The following is a 17,075-nucleotide window of genomic DNA, read 5'->3' as shown; positions in this document are numbered from 1 at the left end:
CTTGGCGCGCCTGACCCCGGCCCCGTGCGCCCTCCTGAAGGGCTGACGTTATATTTACGTACATGTACGGAAACATAGTCGAGGAGCCATGGGTTCGGATTCGAGGCTGGTGAACCGGATGCTCGTGGTGGTGTTCACCGCGCAGTTCCTGGTCGCGCTGGACATCTCACTGGTCAACATCGCCCTGCCGTCCATCCAGGAAGGCTTGGGTTTCACGGAGTCGAATCTTCACTGGGTCGTGAACGCCTACCTGCTGACGTTCTCGGGATTTCTCCTGTTAGGAGGCCGACTCGGCGACGTGTTCGGGCGGCGGCGTGTGCTTCTCGGCGCCGTGGTCCTGTTCGGTGCGGCCAGTCTGTGGGCAGGCCTGGCGACACATGCCTGGGAACTGGGCGCGGCCCGTGCCATTCAAGGGCTCGCCGCGGCGGGCATCTCCCCGGTGGCGCTCGCGCTGATCACGGTGAATCTCTCCGGTGGTCCCGTGCGCGCTCGTGCGCTCGCACTCTGGGGGGCAGGTGGTGCCTTAGGCGGGGCGGCAGGCGTGCTGCTCAGCGGGCTGCTCACCGAGTTCATGGGCTGGCGATGGGTGATGCTGATCAACCTGCCGATCGTGGCGGTCCTGCTGTTCGCCGTACTGAGCGGCGTTCGAGAGAGCCGCGCCGAGCATCGGCCGAGGCTCGACGTGACGGGTGCCGTGCTCGTCACCACCGGGATGTCACTGCTCATCCTCGGGGTGCTGCGTGGCGAGGGCGGCGGCTGGACCGCACCGGACACGGCACTGCTCTTCGTCTTCGCAGTGGCGATCCTCGCCGTCTTCGTACTGGTCGAGCACAGGGCACCGGAGCCCCTGATGCCGTTGACCCTCTTCACGAGACGCGCAGTACTGGGAGCCAATCTGTTCGGCTTCCTGCTCTCCGCCGGACAGCTCGCAGGCTTCTTCTTCGTCTCGCTCTATCTGCAACGGGTTCTCGACTATTCGCCTGCGCTCGCAGGAGCGGCGTTTCTGCCCTTCTGCGCGGGCACGGTCGTCGGCCTGCGTATCGCCATGCGGAACCTGGAGCGACTCGGCCCTCGAACGTTGCTCCTCATCGGCGGTCTGACCGGCGCGGCCGGACTGGCCTGGTTCGCGGGCCTGAGCCCGGAGGCAGAGTTCCTCACCCAGCTGCTGGGACCGTCGATGGTCTGCAGTGTGGGGATCGGCGTCTCCTTCGTGGCCATGGGTGCCGCCGCCACGTCCGGCGTGCCCGCGCGAGATGCGGGGACCGCATCGGCAGTACTGAACAGCTCCCGGCAGCTGGGCGGCTCGGTGGGCCTGGCGGTGCTCGTCACCGCCGCCGCTCACGTTACGTCCTCTCACGATGGCGACATGGTGGCGGCGTTGGCGGCCGGGTACTCGACGGCATTGGCGCTGGCGGCGGTGGCGCTGGCAGCGGGGGCACTCCTCGCCGTGATCGTCCTGCCCCGTTCCTCTTCCGAACCGAGCGACATCCAACGGGGCGATGAAGACGGCACCGACACGCCCGACGCAGGCATGGCGGACGACCGAGGCTCGCAGGCCGACACCCGGCCTGTGAAGACCTGGGCCGAATCGTGCTGAGCACGGGCCGGTTGTGCGTGGCCGACCTGCCGACCCCCGTCCTCAGTGGACGGTGCCGGAGCGCGAACGGCGACACGATCAACGAAACGATCAGGAAATGCCTCCTTCCCTCGACCGAAGGGATGCGGATGTCAGCGTCCGAGCTGATCACGGACGTGACGCGGGGCGGGTGGGGCGATGACAGGGCGCTCTTCCTCCGCAGACACGGGCCGGGCATTGGAAGAACGCAGATGATCGCCTCGCCGGGGCGCCTCGGCTGCCCGTGTCGCCGGGGCTGTCGTCTGATCTCCGGACCGCCGACCGGACCAGCATCCGAGCCCGGGAGAGCGGCTGCGTGGACGAGAACCCCCTGCCAAGACCGACACCAGGAGCCGGAGACAAGCCGATGACGCTGTTGAGAACGATCCGCGGCGCATTGGCGACCGCGATGATGCTTCAGGCACTGGCCGCGGTGCTTGCGGTGATTCCGCTCATCATGGTGTCCGAGATCGGCAGGGCACTGCTCGGACAGCGTTCGGACACGGACGTATGGCCCTTGGCGGTCATCGGGGTCGCCGCGACCGGCACAGCCCTGGTACTCGCCTCCGCCGCCAACCTCGTGAGTCACCTCGCGGACAACCGACTGCAGCACACACTCCGCACCGGGATGGCCGAGCGGTTGAGTCGGGTTCCGCTCGGTCGCCTCGCGGCCCGAGGATCCTCCCGGCTCGGCAAGGTTCTGCACGATGACGTGCACAGCCTGCATCACCTGGTCGCGCACGCGCTGCTCGACGTCGTATCCGTGGTGGTCACCCCACTGACGGCCATGGCGTATCTCCTGTTGATCGACTGGCGCATGGCACTGATCAGCATGATCCCGTTGGTGCTCGGCATCGTCCTCTTCGCACGAGCGATGGGCGGCTCCGCAGACCAGTTCGCCGAGTACGGCCGCGCGCAGCAGGAGATCAACTCTGGCGTGTCGGAGTTCGTCGACGGCATCGCAGTGGTGAAGACCTTCGGCGAGCACCGTCGTGCACATCGACGCTTCCTCGCTGCGGCCGACGCCTTCCACGACTTCTTCAGCACCTGGGCAGGCCGCACCACGACGATCACGACCGCGTCACAGCTGGTGGTCTCCGCTCCGGCGGTGCTCATCCTGGTGATGTCCACGGGAACCGTGATGGTCATCGCAGGCTGGATGCCCGCCGCAGCCATCGTGCCCTTCGCCCTGTTGGCGCCGCCCCTCGCGGCGCCCATGGCGACGATCGGAACGCGCCTGCAGAACCTGCGGGGCGGGATGGCGGCGGCACAGGCGGTGAACGAGGTACTGACGGAGCCCCTGCTCTCGCAGCCCGCGCAGCCTCGGCAACCCGAAGGAATCGGGGTGCGAATCGAGGATGTCAGCTTCTCTTATGGCGCGGACTCCGACGAGGTGCTGCGCGGAGTGAACCTTGAACTGCGCCCCGGCACCGTCACCGCGCTCGTCGGCCCGTCGGGGGCAGGCAAGTCGACGCTGGCCATGCTGGTGGCACGGTTCTTCGATGTCACCAAGGGTTCCATCACCTTGGGCGGCACGGACGTCCGGGCGTTGGACAGCACGACGTTGTATCGCAACGTCGGCTTCGTCTTCCAGGACGTGGCACTGCTGCGTATGTCGGTGCTGGAGAACATCCGACTGGGCCGACCGGAGGCGACCGAGGACGAGGTGCGGGCGGCGGCGGAGGCCGCGCGGATTCACGAGCGGATACTCGCCGCGCCACGCGGATACGACTCGGTGATCGGCACAGAGCTTCGTCTCTCCGGTGGCGAGGCTCAACGTCTGTCCATCGCGCGAGCGCTGCTTGCCGACACTCCGTTGCTCATCCTGGACGAGGCGACCGCATTGGCCGACCCGCACGCGGAGGCCCAGATCCAGGATGCCTTGTCCGCGCTCGCCGCGCGTCGGACCCTGCTGGTGATCGCGCATCGACTCGCCACGATCACCCAGGCGGACCAGATCCTCGTGCTCGACGGAGGTCGTGTGGTCGAACGTGGCAGCCACGAAGAGCTGCTCTCCACCCGAGGCCGGTACGCGCGAATGTGGCAGGCACAGCTCGCCCCCGCCTCGGCGGCACCAGAAGAGGAGCTCTCGGCGTGATTCGTCAACTGTTCGCGGTGCTCGGGCCCGCGCATGCTGCGGCCTTGCGCAGGCTGCTGGCACTACTGGTCACCGCCGCGCTGTTGCAGGGCATCGCCTTTGCGACCCTGGTGCCGGTGCTGCGCGCGCTGCTGGGGCCTTCGCCGGAGTCGGCCTTGCTGCCGCTCACCGGCATGGTCGTGGCGGCAGCCGCCGCCGTCGTCGCCCAGTTCAGCGCTCAGAAACGAGGATTCCGCGTCGGTTCGGACATTGCCAGGCGCCTGCACCACCGACTGGGTGATGCAATCGCCCGACTTCCGCTGGGCTGGTTCAACCCCGCGAGGGTCGGCGAGTTGACTCGGACGAGCAATCAGCATGTGATGGGTGTGATGACGGTGCCCGCGCACCTGTTGCGCCCACTGTGCAACGGAGTGCTCAGTCCGATGGCGGCGATCGCCGCGATGTACCTCTTCGACTGGCGGCTCGCGCTGGTGATGACGCTCTTCGCGCCGATCCTGGCCCTGGTGGCGAAATGGGCCTCGGACGTCGTGCAGCGAGCCGACGCCGCCAGAGGCGGGGCGATGGTCGATTCGGCCAACCGCGTGCTGGAGTTCACCAGGAATCAACCGGTCCTGCGTGCTTTCGGACAGGAAGGCCGCGGCACCCGGATGCTCGACGAGGCTCTGCGCACGCAACGTGACATCGATCGCTCGATGATCTGGCGCAGCCTTCCGGGCCTCACCGGATTCGGCTTCATGGTGCGCGCGAGCTTCGCGGTCGTGCTCGTGCTCGGGGTGACGTTCGTCATGGGGAGCACACTTGACGTGCCGACCATGCTGGCCGTGGCCGTACTCGTCGCGCGGTTCATCGAGCCGATGATGGTGGCCGCTGACCTCTCCGCAGCACTACGGCTCTCGTCCAATGCCCTGAACGAGGTGGACCGGGTGATCCGAGAACCGACGCTGCCCGAGCCCGCGACACCGAGGCTGCCCGCGTGCACGGATGTCGAGTTCGACGGCGTCGGTTTCGGCTACGACGGCTCGCCGGTGCTGACCGATGTGTCTTTCCGGATGCCTGCTCGGGGACTCACCGCGCTGGTCGGCCCCTCCGGCTCGGGGAAGACCACGGTCGCGAGGCTGCTCGCACGCTTCTGGGACGTCGACGCGGGCGCAGTCCGGATCGGAGGGATCCCCGTCACCGACATCGGTACGGAAGCCCTCACTCCGCTCGTCTCCACGGTGTTCCAGGACGTCTACCTGTTCGAGGGCACCGTGCGGGACAACGTCCTCATCGGGCGGTTGGACGCGGGTGAGGACGAACTGCGTGCCGCCGCCACCCTTGCGGGTCTCGACGAGCTGATCGCCGAGCTCCCCGAGGGCTGGGAGACCACGGTGGGGGAGGGAGGAGCCCGGCTCTCCGGGGGACAGCGGCAGCGGATCTCGATTGCCCGCGCGCTGCTGAAGAACTCCCCGATCGTGATCCTCGACGAGGCCACCGCCTCACTGGACCCGGAGAACGACGCGATCATCCAGGCTGCGGTGTCGAAGCTGGCACAGGACAGGGCTCTGCTCGTGATCGCACACCGTCTGAACACGGTGACCAGGGCGGACCAGATCCTGATGTTGGATGAAGGGCGGATCGTCCAGCAGGGCAGGCATGAGGAGCTCGTCGAGGTGCCGGGCCCCTATCAGGAGTTCTGGCGGAGCAGGAGCAGGGCAAGAGGGTGGCGTCTCACCTCGGGGAGATGAATGTCGCGATCCAGTCCTTCGATCGACAGAGAGGGGCAGGCGGGGATCCCGGCGGTCGGCGGGCTTCACGAGCGATGCCTGGTGGGAAGGTGCACAGTGCTCGCACTGTGCACTTGCCGATGTTTCTCCAGCGCCGCGCCGCGCGCCTTCCGGGCCGAGGTCGTGCGCCGGATCTTCGCCGAGTACCTCCGACGGGAAGGGGGACCGGGCGATCGCGGCAGCGTTGAACCGCGATCGCATTGCCTGTCCTTTGGCGCGTAAGCCGGAGCGGAACCGGCATCGGCTCGCCGACGGCCAGCAGGCGAGCACGGTGCGCGTGATTCTCGACAATCCTCGGTACACCGGGTTTGCTGTGTTCGGTCGGTGGACGCGACACGAGACACTGCTCGATCCCGAGGACGTCGCGGCACGCCATGGTCGACTCGCTCGGCGATGTGGGAGAGGCACTGTCGGGCGCCGACCCGGTGAAACTCGGGCGGCTCTCTGCGGAACTCCGCCTTGATCTCCGTTACACACAAAAGGGGGCGGACTGTGATTGCCGGGCCCGCAGCCTTGGCGCGGCCCCTGATTTCGATTTATCAGTGTTTCTTCCCCGCGAAACCCCGAGGGCCGGTTCGACATTTTCTAAGAATTCTTTATAGGTCATCACTTATTCTTGTGGCCAGGGATGCCATCTTGACCGAGCGGTCCGGCAACCTGAAGCGGTCTCGGACTCCCGAGGACGTGATTGATTGTTTGCGAGAACAACTTCCCGGCCTGCCGAAGCGGGATGCCTCCGGTGCCTGTCTCGAGCTGTCGCGAGGATGCCCGAGAGCTACGGTTTGTGCGGCTAGCGAGTCGGGAGGGTTGGCGGGACTATTCGGAGCGGGGATCGCTGGCCTTGGGAAACGCCTCCGCCACCGGCACGCAGTCGCATGTCTCCCCGGCATCGGCTGGTCAACCAGGCGACGCAGCGGATTCCTGTTCGAGAAACGTGAATTGAGCATCTCGCCGACTTTGCGTGGCTATGCTGTGGACGGCCGCCCGGGTGGCAGACGAGGGGTTAGGGGGACGCCATGGTGACACTTCCGACCGATGCGAGAAGTCGGGGAGCCATCATCTCCCTGGTCGGCGAGTGCCTCGACAAACCGGGCGCCGAGCGACCCGTCACCATCATGCTCGGCCCTCCGGGCAGCGGCTCCAGCGAGATGCATGCGTCGCTCGTCGAGAAGTACGGAGAGGAGCATCCGTTCGCATACCTCAACCTCGGACGTCAGAAGTCGCTTCTGCCCCGCCACGTGCTCGGCGCGCTCGCTTTCCGCCTGGAGAGCCACAACCCCGCTTACAGTCGCGTCACACTGCCGAGGCTCCGCCTCGGGCTGTTGGCCTCCGACAACGACTACTCGGAGTTGAGCCGAAAGCAGAGCGAATCAGCGATCAAGCAGTCGCTCAAGCAGTTCGAGCGGAAGGCGGAGGAGCGGTATGACGGCAACTACCTGGCCGCCTTCGCGAAGGTGGCGGATCACTCCTTGGGTGCCCCGGAGGGTGCGTCGGAACTGGTGGTCGAGCTCCTCAAGCGGCTGAGCCGCAGCACACGGTCGTACCTTCGTGGCTTCAGCGGCCCGGTGCGCTGGTACGGGGAACACCGGCTGACGCAGGACAGCAACGGCTGGCGGGCCCTGGCAGAACTCAGCAACTGGCGGCACAGCGGCGACACGGAGGAACAGAGGAAGCTGGACCAAATGCTGTTCTCGGCCTTTCTCGCGGATCTGCGGGAGCGTGCGGACAGCCCCTTCCGCCCGCACTCGTTCCTGCTGCTGCTGGAGGACGCGGATACCGCCGGCGGCCGTCACTTCCTCGATCTGCTGATCCGCACACGGCATGAGGACGCGCTTCGCGGAGGGGGCCGGGCCGACCCCCTGACGGTGGTCGTCTCGGCGCACCGCTGGCTGCCCCGCTGGGGCCCTTCCACCGGCGACCAGTGGCCCTGGCGCAGACCACTCGAACCCGACTACGTCTCACTCGACGACTGGGGGGAACGACGCCGTCCGTGGCTGGAGTCGGAGGACTCCTGGTGGTACCCGGTCCGGCTGCGCGATCTCAGCCCTGACGAGGTGCGGGTGCGCATGGAACTCGCCGCCCCCTCAAGTCCGGCATTGGCGCGGTGTCTGCACCTCGCTCCGTTCGTGCACCGGCTGACCGGTGGCATGCCTCGCGCCGTCCAGGACGTGCTGACGGTGATCACCCAGCAGGGCATGCCCGGCAACGACGGTCCGGAGCAGGACGTCTGGCTGCGCGCCCTCCCCGACCGCACGCTGCGGGCCACCGAACACCCTGACGACCGGACCGGCGACGGAGCCTCCGTTCCGGACGCCGAGACCGGCCCGAGGCTCGTCGACAGCGCGCTGCGCCAGCTGCTCCGTGGCTTCGCACCGGACGATGTCGACCTGCTGGTCAGGTGCGCCGCGGCCCGGGACCTGTCGAGCGCCATCCGGCTGCACAGCAAGTTCGCCAGGCTCTTCAACGAGCTGCGCGCCCGCTGGCTGCTCGCGCCGTGGACGGGTGACGGCGGTGAGGCACCCGACGAAGCCCCTTCGCTGCATCCCTGGCTGCGGCGTCTCCTGCTGTGGCGTCTGGCCGAGCGGGCGGACGACTGGACCACGGTGCACGAGGAGCTCGCCGAGCACTTCCGGGAGACGGGCAACCCAACCCACGAGATGTACCACCGGTTGGCCGCCGGGCAGTTGGAAAAGGTGACCGGTCACCTGGCCGGGCGGTTCGGCGAACAGCACGCCACCGCGTGGGTCGCCTCGTTCAACGTGATCACCACCGCACCCAACCGGTTCGCCCCGGGAGACGGCCCGCGTACCCTGTTCGCCGGACTGCTGGCCGCAGTCCCCGCCGATTCCGAGGTCACCGTCACCGCGCTGGTCCGTGGCCTGGTGGCGGCGCGCTGGGTGTGGTGCGATCCGCTGGCCGATCCGCGCAGGCGACTCAAGGAGACACTGGCCGACGGTTTCGGTCAGCTCACCCGGCTCAGCGGCCGCGACGTCGTCGTGCTGCTGGACGAAGCTGAGCGCTACCGCTACTGGCGCACCTCCCCCGCCACGTCCCCCTGATGGAGAAGTGAACCCCCCGCAGAAGAGCGCCGACCTCACCGATGGCATGGGAAAGGACGCGAACGATGCGCATCAAGGCACGCCTGGACGTGCTCCGCAAACGCTTCATCCTGCTCGTCGTGGGTTCCGTGTTGGCGGTCGTCGGCATAGTGGGGACGTGGCTGCTCTTTGAGATGAGCCAGTCCTGCGGACCGTCCGGGCTGAAGAGGCTCGGGGATGCCGGCGAGTGCGTCGGCGTCACGGACGGCGGGGTCGGTTTCGGCGATGAGTACGAGGAGTATGAGAGGGTCTTCGACCTCATCAAGGTGGCGAACGACGAGGTGATCGATGAGGCGCACGAGCGCAACACGACGTACTACAGCATCGCCTACATGACGTCCTTCACCCTGACGGACGCGGACTCCAACACCAGGAAAGCGGTGCTCGATGAGCTCCAGGGCGCGTATGACGCGCTGAGACGGCACAACAGCGAACGGGCGCCGAAGATCCGCCTGCTCATCGCGAACACTGGAAGCACCGCGCAGCATTGGGAGCACACGGTGGCGGAACTGGCGAAGCGCCAGCGCACCGAGGACAGACTGGTGGCGGTGGCGGGGCTCGGCCCCAGTGAGGAGCAGAACATCGCGGCGGTCGAGAAACTCTCGGAGGAGCGACTGGCCATCGTGGCGAGCACGATGACCGCCGACTTCGAGCCGCCCATCGAGAACTTCGTCCGTGTCGCCCCGACCAACGCCGACCAGGCACTGGCCGCAGTCAACCACCTCAAACTCCAGGGGCACACCGAAATGATGATCATCCGGGACATCAGAGGGAGCAATCACTATGCACAAACCCTCGCTGATGCTTTCGAAGAGTCCGTCGGCGAAGCTGGCCAAGACCTGATCATTTCGTACGGGTCCGACAATGAGAGGTGGGAGAACGAGATTCACCAGGTACCCGGTCAGGTGTGCACCGACGCTCGGGAGGAACTCGCCCTCCTGTTCGCCGGCCGCTCGGAAGAGCTGGTACGCATGGTGCAGCGGCTTGGCGCCGAGCCGGTCTGCGACGACAAGTCGATCACTGTCATGACGGGCGACGACCTCAGCAACCTCACCGCCGAGGAGTTGACGGGCGTGGCGGCGATGAAGAACATCCAGGTGCTCTACACCGGTCTGGCCCACCCCGGCGCCGTGAAAGAGGTCAACCAGGCCGTGAATCGGGAGTCGCTCGAGCGCTTCGAACCGGGTGGGGCCTACAGCAAACGCTTCGGGAACCCGACCGACGACGGTCGGGCGATGATGGGCCACGACGCGGTGCTGGTGATCACCCACGCCATGGTCGCGGCGCTGGGCGACAGCGAGACCACGGCGGAACTCGACATCACGGGCGAGGACGTCGGCCGAATGCTCTTCCACATGAAGGGCGGTAACACCGTCAAGGGAGCGAGTGGCTGTCTCTCCTTCGACGACGAAGGCAACCCGATCAACAAGTCGATTCCGATCCTGACGATTGCGGAGGAGGAGCAGAAGGGTGTCGTGACGGTCCTCGCCATGTCCGCACCTGACGGGACACTGAGAGAGACACCCGGAAGTCGCTCCTGTGGAGGCTGAGGCGCCAGGGCGAATCAGAGGATGGGCGGACCCTTGGTGGCGCGACGTTCATCCATCGCCCGGTAGCTTTCGACTGCCCCCGTCAGCGGGAGGGCCGGGTCGAAGATCCCGCCGGGGGTAGATGCCTCGGTCCCAGATGAGCCGGATCGGCTCGGGCAGGTGGTGCCGCACGGGCGCCGGCCGCCGAGGGTGTGGATGCCTGCGGAGAACAACTGGTCTCCGGGGATGGAGACTCCGTGGTTCGCGCCCACGTAGCCGAGGTGGCCGCCCCCGCGGGTGGAGCCGATGGCCTGGAGGAACGACTCTTGGGTGCCGAACGCCTTGACCACCGCGTGCGCACCGAGCCTGCCGGTCGGCGAAAGGACCCGGTCGGGGAGCGCGAGACCTGCTTCTGTGCGGGCGTGCGCGGGGCGCGGGGCCTGAGTGTGTCGGCGCCAGCGGAGCGCAGCGAGGTCAGCCGCCGGATGCTCACCCAGATCGAGCTGGAGTAGGCCAGCCCGAGCGTCGTGTGGAGCACCGTGCGGGCAGTTGGGCGCATCTGCTGAGCGCGATCGACTTCCCCACCAGCTCGATCGCGCTGTGGAAGACGCATCTGGTCTGGGCGACGCTGTCACGACGCGATCGCCAAGAACAGGCGCGTGCGGTCGCCCACAGGGGCCGATTCGGGGCCGGCTGTGGGCATGGCGTGATGGACTTCGTCGACTGCACGGTGACGTCCGCTTGGGCGCCTCTGCACTCTCTGTCGTTGCCCCCGGCGCATGTCGATCGTTCAGCTTGGTGAGCGTCGCCGTGTCGTGCCTCTCCATCAGACGACGCCATCGCTGGAAACCTGGTGTCCATCGCGGATAACCAGATGTATATTAAACTTTCGTCTAATTCGGCCGTGAACGGGAACCCGATACCCGCGGCGTCGGTCGGCGTCCACCGCTGCGGCGGGCATGCTCGAGGACGCTCGTCCCTGATCTCGGGTCGAGACCGCTGCACTTTCGGGCAAAAATCTCCTGATCGGACGGGCGTGGTTGCGGGCTGAAGCGGTTCTCTCGCAAGATGTGATCATGCGGCGTTCAACGGTAGATCCGGGAGATATGGTTCTCGACCATAGCCTCGGGAGTCCTGTGGTGTATCCGGTGCCGGATGTTGCGACGGTATTGCCGGCTCCGGAAGCGGTGTTCACTGCGTGTGAAGATTGATGTTTTTCTGGTCGGTCTGACGGTACACTCAACAAGGTTCGGCTGGCGATAGATTTCGTCGAATTCGCTTATCCGGATTTTTGAGAACTTCCTCGGCTACTTCTGGAAACGTTTATCGTCGTCTGTTTCTGGATGTGTCGGGTCAATCGACTGTTTCAGGCTCGAGCTTGGTTCCGGCGCTCCGCAGATTTATGGGCAAGTCTTGGTGTGCGAGGAATCGATCTTGAACCAGTGACATCGAGACGGCGCCCGGGTCTGTCCTCTTCCTGCTGACAATGTTGTCATGCTGCCGCCCCGGCGAGGTGCACCAGCTGGTTCGTCTCGCCATGTCCCGAACACTCGGCGTGATCGCACTGGCGCCCGCATGTTCGTCGATCGCGACGGCCGCCGCCGTAGAGGTCTTGTCAGCTCACACCCGACGATGAGCGCACTCGTTCTGCGGTTGTGTTTCGGGTTTGTGTCGCTGATCGCGCTGGACGCGCAGGCCCGGGGAGATCCTGATCCCGCTCGGCACTGTCCGGACACCCGATCCGGTCCCGGCATCGCGTCTGGCCGCCAGTGTGCGCCGGCCTGGACGTCTCCATCTGACCGAGAGGACAGCATGACCAACGAAATCCTGTCCGCGACTGCGGCGACCGGTGCCGAGGTGGACGTCGTGGTGACCGCGTGTGTGCGTCCGGCGCCGGGTGCGAAACCACGAAGACTCGACTTCGTGGCGGCCGATCACAGCCGTGAGAACATCGATCCGGTGCGCAATCCGGCTACCGAGGACGGTGCGGAATGGAACACCCGCCGCTCGAATGCCTGACCGCCTTCCACGAGATATCAGACCGACGTCCACGAGGACGAACCCGATTGGGCAGCCCAATGTCGATGAGATCGATGCGCCGGGCGGACGCAGTCGCCGTCCTGGACGAGTCCTTCAGAGCCTTCTTGGGCGGCTACGACCGCGCCGTTGTCGTGTCCGGACCGATGATGTCCGGGAAGAGCAGGCTGTTGCGCGATTTCGCGGACAAGGTTTCGGCGGGCATCGGAACCGTCTTCACCGCGACCGGCTCGCTCAGTGAGCACGATGTCTCGATGGGGATCGTGGAGCAGCTCCTGCGCCGAGCGGGGCAGCGCACCGGACCGGGGACCGGCCTAGACCAGCTGCGCTCCCACCAGTCCGTCGACAATGGTCGCGCCCTACTCGCCGACGTCGTCGGGGGCAGCCCGGCGGTGCTCGTGGTGGACGAGGTCCACCACGCTGACGCGGCGTCGGTGGACGCACTGCTCTACGTGTTGCGTCGTATCGTCGGGACACCGGTACTCGTTCTGCTGAGCACCGTGGATCCGGCTGTCGCACCCGCCGCCGCCCTGATCGCGGAGCTGAGCAGCCTGGTGCCGGTGCGTGCGGCGCGACTGCGCATGCTTGACGTCGATGACGTCGCGGCCCTGCTCGAGGTGCCGCTCGACGACCGCCGTGCCGAGGAGTGCCACGCGCTCTGCGGTGGGAACCCCCTGCTCGCCGAGGCCCTGGTCGTCGACGGCTACGAGACAGGCGTGTTGGCTCCGGGGGAGACCTTCAAGGTGGCGGTCTCAACCTGTCTGTATCGGGGCGGTCGGACGGTGCTGGAGGTGGCCCGCTGTCTCGCACTGCTGGACACCACGTCCTCCCGTCACCTGCTCTACGAGCTGGCCGATGCCCCTTCTGCGGACGTCAACCAGGCCGTCACCGATCTGACCGTCGCCGGCTTGCTCGACGACGACGGCGGATTTCGCCATCCCGCAGCTCAGGAGGTCGCACTGGCCACCCTCACTCCTGCCGAGCGCGGCCATGCCCACCGCAGGATCGCCTCGTTGCTGCACCACTGCGGCGCGGACGTACCACTGGCCGCCACGCACCTGGTCGCCGCATTGGACGCCGACCCCGGCGACTTCGGTTCCGAGTTGCCGTGGGCGGCGGAGTTGCTTGTCGAAGCCGCCGACTTCGCGCTGCGCGGCGATCGTCCCGCCGACACCGTGCGGTATGCGAAAGCCGCGCGCAGCCTTACCACCGCCGAGACTGTCCGTGTCCGGGCCCTGGGTCTGCTCGTCGCCGCTCGATGGCGGCGGAATCCCTCCGCCGCCGCCAGCCACCTCGGCGACCTCCGCGCCGCTCGGCGTGCCGGGCATCTCACGGGAGACGGGTTCGAACTGCTGCTCAGCACACTGGCCTGGAACGGGCACTTCGCCGAGGCAGCGGACGTCATCCGGTCGATTGGCGACGACACGTCCACCGCCGTGGCCGAGCCTGCGTTGCGGTGGCTGCACTTCGTCAGTCCCGGCTCGTTCACTGAGCCGACGAGCGCCGCAGGCGACCCGGGCGGCGGGGACCTGTTCCAGCGTGCCGTCGAGGCGCTCGGTGTGGCGTTGTCGGGCGGTGAACCCGCGCGCGTAGCCGCCGACGCGGACTACGTGCTGCAGAACGGTGAACTGAGCGGGATCGCCGTCGAGCCCCTGATGTCCATTCTGCTGGCGTTGGTCTACGTCGATCGGCTCGACGATGCCGAGCAGTGGTGTCTACGGCTCGACAGCCAGTTCGCCGCCCGCAGCTTGGACACGCTGCGCGCGGTCCTGCTCAGCGTCGCCGCCGAGGTGGCCTATCGGCGCGGCGATATGCCGCTGGCTCGCAGTCGGGCCGCGTCGGCCCTGAACCTCATCAGCGTCAAGAGCTGGTGTGTCGCCGTAGGCTATCCGGTTGGCACCCACGTGCTTGCCAGCACCGCGCTCGGGTATCTGGACGAGGCGGCGGAGCTGCTGCGCCGCCCCGTCCCCGCTAATCTGGAGGACACCGCGTTCGCACTGCCGTACCTGTATGCCCGGGGGCAGCACGCTCTCGCCACGAACCGTCCCTACGCGGCTCTGGAGGATTTCCGCACCTGCGGCCGGTTGATGACCTCGTGGGACTTCGACATACCGACGTTCGTCTCCTGGCGCATCGGCGTGGGGCAGGCATACCTCGCGCTGGGCAGGCCCAGGGAGGCGAAGGGGATGTTCGACAAGCAGCTCCTTCGGGCCCGAGGTCGGGCCCGGGCTGTACATGCCGTCTCGCTGCGACTCCTCGCGGAGACGGGGTTGATCAGTGATCGCAGGCAGTTCCTCGAGGAGTCGGTGAAACTGCTGCAGAACAGCGGGCACCTGCTGGAATTGATCAACTCCTTGGCAGAATTGAGCAACGAGTACTACGCCAGGGGCGACTCCGAGCGCTCCCGCTTGACCGGCCGCCGAGCCATCGAGGTCTCCAGCGGCTGCGATGCCCTCGGAGTGGCCAAGAACCTGTTGCTCAGCGGCGAGCGCTTCGACCTCACCAACCTGGTCGACGACGACGAGCAGCGCTATCCCCAGCTCACCGACGCGGAGAGTCGTGTCGCCGGACTTGCCGCCCAGGGGCTGACCAATCGCGAGATCGGCCGCAAGCTGTTCCTCTCCATGAGCGCGGTCGAGCAACGGCTTACCAGGGTGTTCCGCAAGCTCGGGGTGAGCAGGCGGGCAGACCTGATCGGTCTCACCCTCGCGCGCAGCGCCGCACCGGGCTTGCTCGAGTCGTCGACGAGTAAAGCCGGGAGTCCCTCGGGCTGACAACGATCTGCGTCGGCAGGCGACACAGCCGGGTTGTCATCCAGACAACCCGGCAAGGGGTGTGGGGGCGGACCACCGCGACAGGCGCGTGCCCGCCCGGGTGTCCACCAGGCCCCGGGTGATCCGGCTCCAGACGGCGGGCGCGGCCGGCTTCCCACCGCGGCCCGAGGACATCCCCGCACCGGCGTCGTGGCCCGCACCGAACCGCCGCCACCACTGCTGGAGGATCCCGCCGGGTGACCGGCACGCCATACCGACAACGGCGACCGGCATCTAAAGAGCCTGTTCCGCATCCCCACCTTCGGAGTTGCGCGGGGCCTGCGCGGCGATCTGCGGCGTCGTCGTGAAGTCACCAGAGCTCCGCTGTGGTTCTCCTCCTCCGCCTGGTAGCTCAGCCACGCTGATCCCGCCGACGACGGGGGGATCGAAGACAGGCTCTTCGGCCTGCCTGTCGGTGGCGCGGATCCGGTACAGCGCCTGCTGTGCGTCGGCTGCCTGCCGGAGTCTCGTTCGTCGGCCGGCTACCTCGTGACGCCGATTCGGCGGCGAACAAGGAAGAAGTGCGTGCGCGAGGCGACGCTTCAGGGATTGACTGCCCACCATCATCCCGGTGTTCGGCGGGTACGGGAAGAGGGGATATGGCGGCAGGCCCGAGCTAGGGGGGTCACCTCCGGTGCGAGGGCGTCGCAGACACCATTCCGAGGTGGTGGGGGCGGGCGGCAGGGGTGGTGGGAACGGGGGTGCGCGACGTTTCCTCGATGCGGCACCCGTGATCGCGGGACCGGTCACGAGGAAGGCGACCGTGATGGACCCACTATCGGAAGCAGTCATTGCGGGAGCCCCCGCAGCAGACCTGTCCCGGCTGGCGCCGCCGGAACGCTTCGTCGCCGCTCATCTGCGCGCCGAGGACGTCGGAATGTTCGGCGGCGTCGTCGACAAGGACGTCCGCAAATCGCTGCGGGTCGGCGAGGTCGCGATGCCCGAGCTGGCGCCGGACGAAGTGCTGATCGCTGTGATGGCCAGTGCCGTCAACTACAACACCGTGTGGTCGGCGATGTTCGAGCCATTGCCCACCTTCCAGTTCCTCCGCCGCTTCGCCCGCAACGGTGGCTGGGCCGCCCGTCATGACTTGCCCTATCAGGTGGTCGGTTCGGACGGTGCGGGTGTCGTGGTCCGGGTCGGCAGTGGCGTCCGGCGCTGGAAGATCGGTGATCACGTGGTGGTGAGCCCCGTCTACGTCGACGACCAGGAACCGGCCACCCATGCGGACGGGATGCTGGGCTCCGAACAGCTGGCCTGGGGCTTCGAGACCAACTTCGGCGGCCTCGCGCACTACAGCGTGGTCCGGACCAGCCAACTCGTTCCCAAACCCGCGCACCTGACCTGGGAGGAGGCGGCCTGCAACCCACTGTGCGCAGGCACCGCCTACCGGATGCTGGTCGGCGAGCGCGGCGCCAGGATGAAACAGGGTGACGTCGTATTGGTGTGGGGGGCCGCCGGAGGTCTCGGCACCTACGCCGTCCAGTTCGTGCGCAACGGCGGCGGGATCGCGATCGGCGTGGTCGGCTCGGCGGAGAAGGCTGAGGCAGTCCGCAGACTCGGTTGCGACGTGGTGATCGACCGTCGGGAGATCGGCATCGACGACCACGTGGCCGACGACCCGGCCAGGGTTCTCGAGGTCGGGAAGCGGCTGGGTCGAATCATCCGCCGTGAGACCGGCCGGGATCCGGACATCGTCTTCGAACATGTCGGCCGGGCCACCTTCGGCATCTCGGTGTTCGTGGTTCGTCGGGGCGGCACCGTCGTCACCTGTGGCTCCAGCACCGGCTACCGCCACGAGTTCGACAATCGCTACCTGTGGATGAAACTGAAGCGGGTGATCGGCAGCCATGCGGCCAACCTCCACGAGCAGTGGGAGACCAACCGGCTGATCGCGTCGGGGCGGATCGCCCCCGCGTTGAGCGATGTGTATGACCTCGACGATGTCGGCGAGGCGGTTCGCACCGTGCAGACCAATCAGCACATCGGCAAGATCGGGGTGCTGTGCCTCGCACCCCGAGCGGGGCTCGGAGTCACCGATCACGAGCTGCGAACGCGGATCGGTGCCGACCGGGTCGCTCCGCTGGCCCGAGCGACCGTAGCGGCCGGGTGAGGCGGC

The 17,075-nt window shown here is 67.2% G+C and carries 10 protein-coding genes; all 10 read left to right on the top strand.

Translation table 11 applies throughout. From position 1 onward, the window contains the following. Nucleotides 1-88: 88 nt before the first annotated feature. Nucleotides 89-1,597 (top strand): MFS transporter, encoded by a 1,509-nt coding sequence (locus UA75_RS17110; RefSeq protein WP_075741094.1) that lies wholly within the window; start codon nt 89-91, stop codon nt 1,595-1,597. A gap of 385 nt (nt 1,598-1,982) precedes the next feature. Next, nucleotides 1,983-3,713 carry an ABC transporter ATP-binding protein gene (locus UA75_RS17105; RefSeq protein WP_157434255.1) on the top strand — a complete coding sequence of 577 codons (1,731 nt, stop codon included), beginning with the start codon at nt 1,983-1,985 and terminating at the stop codon, nt 3,711-3,713. Continuing rightward, nucleotides 3,710-5,440, top strand: coding sequence for an ABC transporter ATP-binding protein (locus UA75_RS17100; protein WP_075741093.1), 1,731 nt, complete (start codon nt 3,710-3,712; stop codon nt 5,438-5,440). Before UA75_RS17105 ends, UA75_RS17100 begins: the two co-directional genes overlap by 4 nt. Continuing rightward, nucleotides 5,349-5,942, top strand: coding sequence for a recombinase family protein (locus UA75_RS33020; protein ID WP_232237288.1), 594 nt, complete (start codon nt 5,349-5,351; stop codon nt 5,940-5,942). Before UA75_RS17100 ends, UA75_RS33020 begins: the two co-directional genes overlap by 92 nt. A 553-nt stretch (nt 5,943-6,495) precedes the next feature. After that, nucleotides 6,496-8,538, top strand: coding sequence for a hypothetical protein (locus UA75_RS17095; RefSeq protein WP_075741092.1), 2,043 nt, complete (start codon nt 6,496-6,498; stop codon nt 8,536-8,538). Nucleotides 8,539-8,603: 65 nt separating this feature from the next. After that, complete coding sequence (locus tag UA75_RS17090; RefSeq protein ID WP_075741091.1) at nt 8,604-10,127, top strand: hypothetical protein; 1,524 nt, start codon at nt 8,604-8,606, stop codon at nt 10,125-10,127. A 236-nt stretch (nt 10,128-10,363) separates the two neighbouring features. Then, entirely contained in the window at nt 10,364-10,618 is a 255-nt protein-coding gene (locus UA75_RS33015; protein WP_157434254.1) for a hypothetical protein, read from the top strand. Nucleotides 10,619-11,918: 1,300 nt separating this feature from the next. Continuing rightward, nucleotides 11,919-12,125, top strand: a complete 207-nt coding sequence (locus UA75_RS33010) for a hypothetical protein (protein WP_075764830.1) — start codon at nt 11,919-11,921, stop codon at nt 12,123-12,125. Between the two features lie 65 nt (nt 12,126-12,190). Continuing rightward, nucleotides 12,191-14,917, top strand: coding sequence for a LuxR C-terminal-related transcriptional regulator (locus UA75_RS17070; RefSeq protein WP_198044165.1), 2,727 nt, complete (start codon nt 12,191-12,193; stop codon nt 14,915-14,917). Nucleotides 14,918-15,722: 805 nt separating this feature from the next. Next, nucleotides 15,723-17,069 (top strand): crotonyl-CoA carboxylase/reductase, encoded by a 1,347-nt coding sequence (ccrA, locus tag UA75_RS17065; protein ID WP_075743902.1) that lies wholly within the window; start codon nt 15,723-15,725, stop codon nt 17,067-17,069. Nucleotides 17,070-17,075 lie beyond the last annotated feature (6 nt).

The sequence above is a fragment of the Actinoalloteichus sp. GBA129-24 genome, assembly GCF_001941645.1.
Lineage (GTDB): Bacteria > Actinomycetota > Actinomycetes > Mycobacteriales > Pseudonocardiaceae > Actinoalloteichus_A > Actinoalloteichus_A fjordicus.
This window is presented reverse-complemented; position numbering and strand designations above follow the sequence as displayed.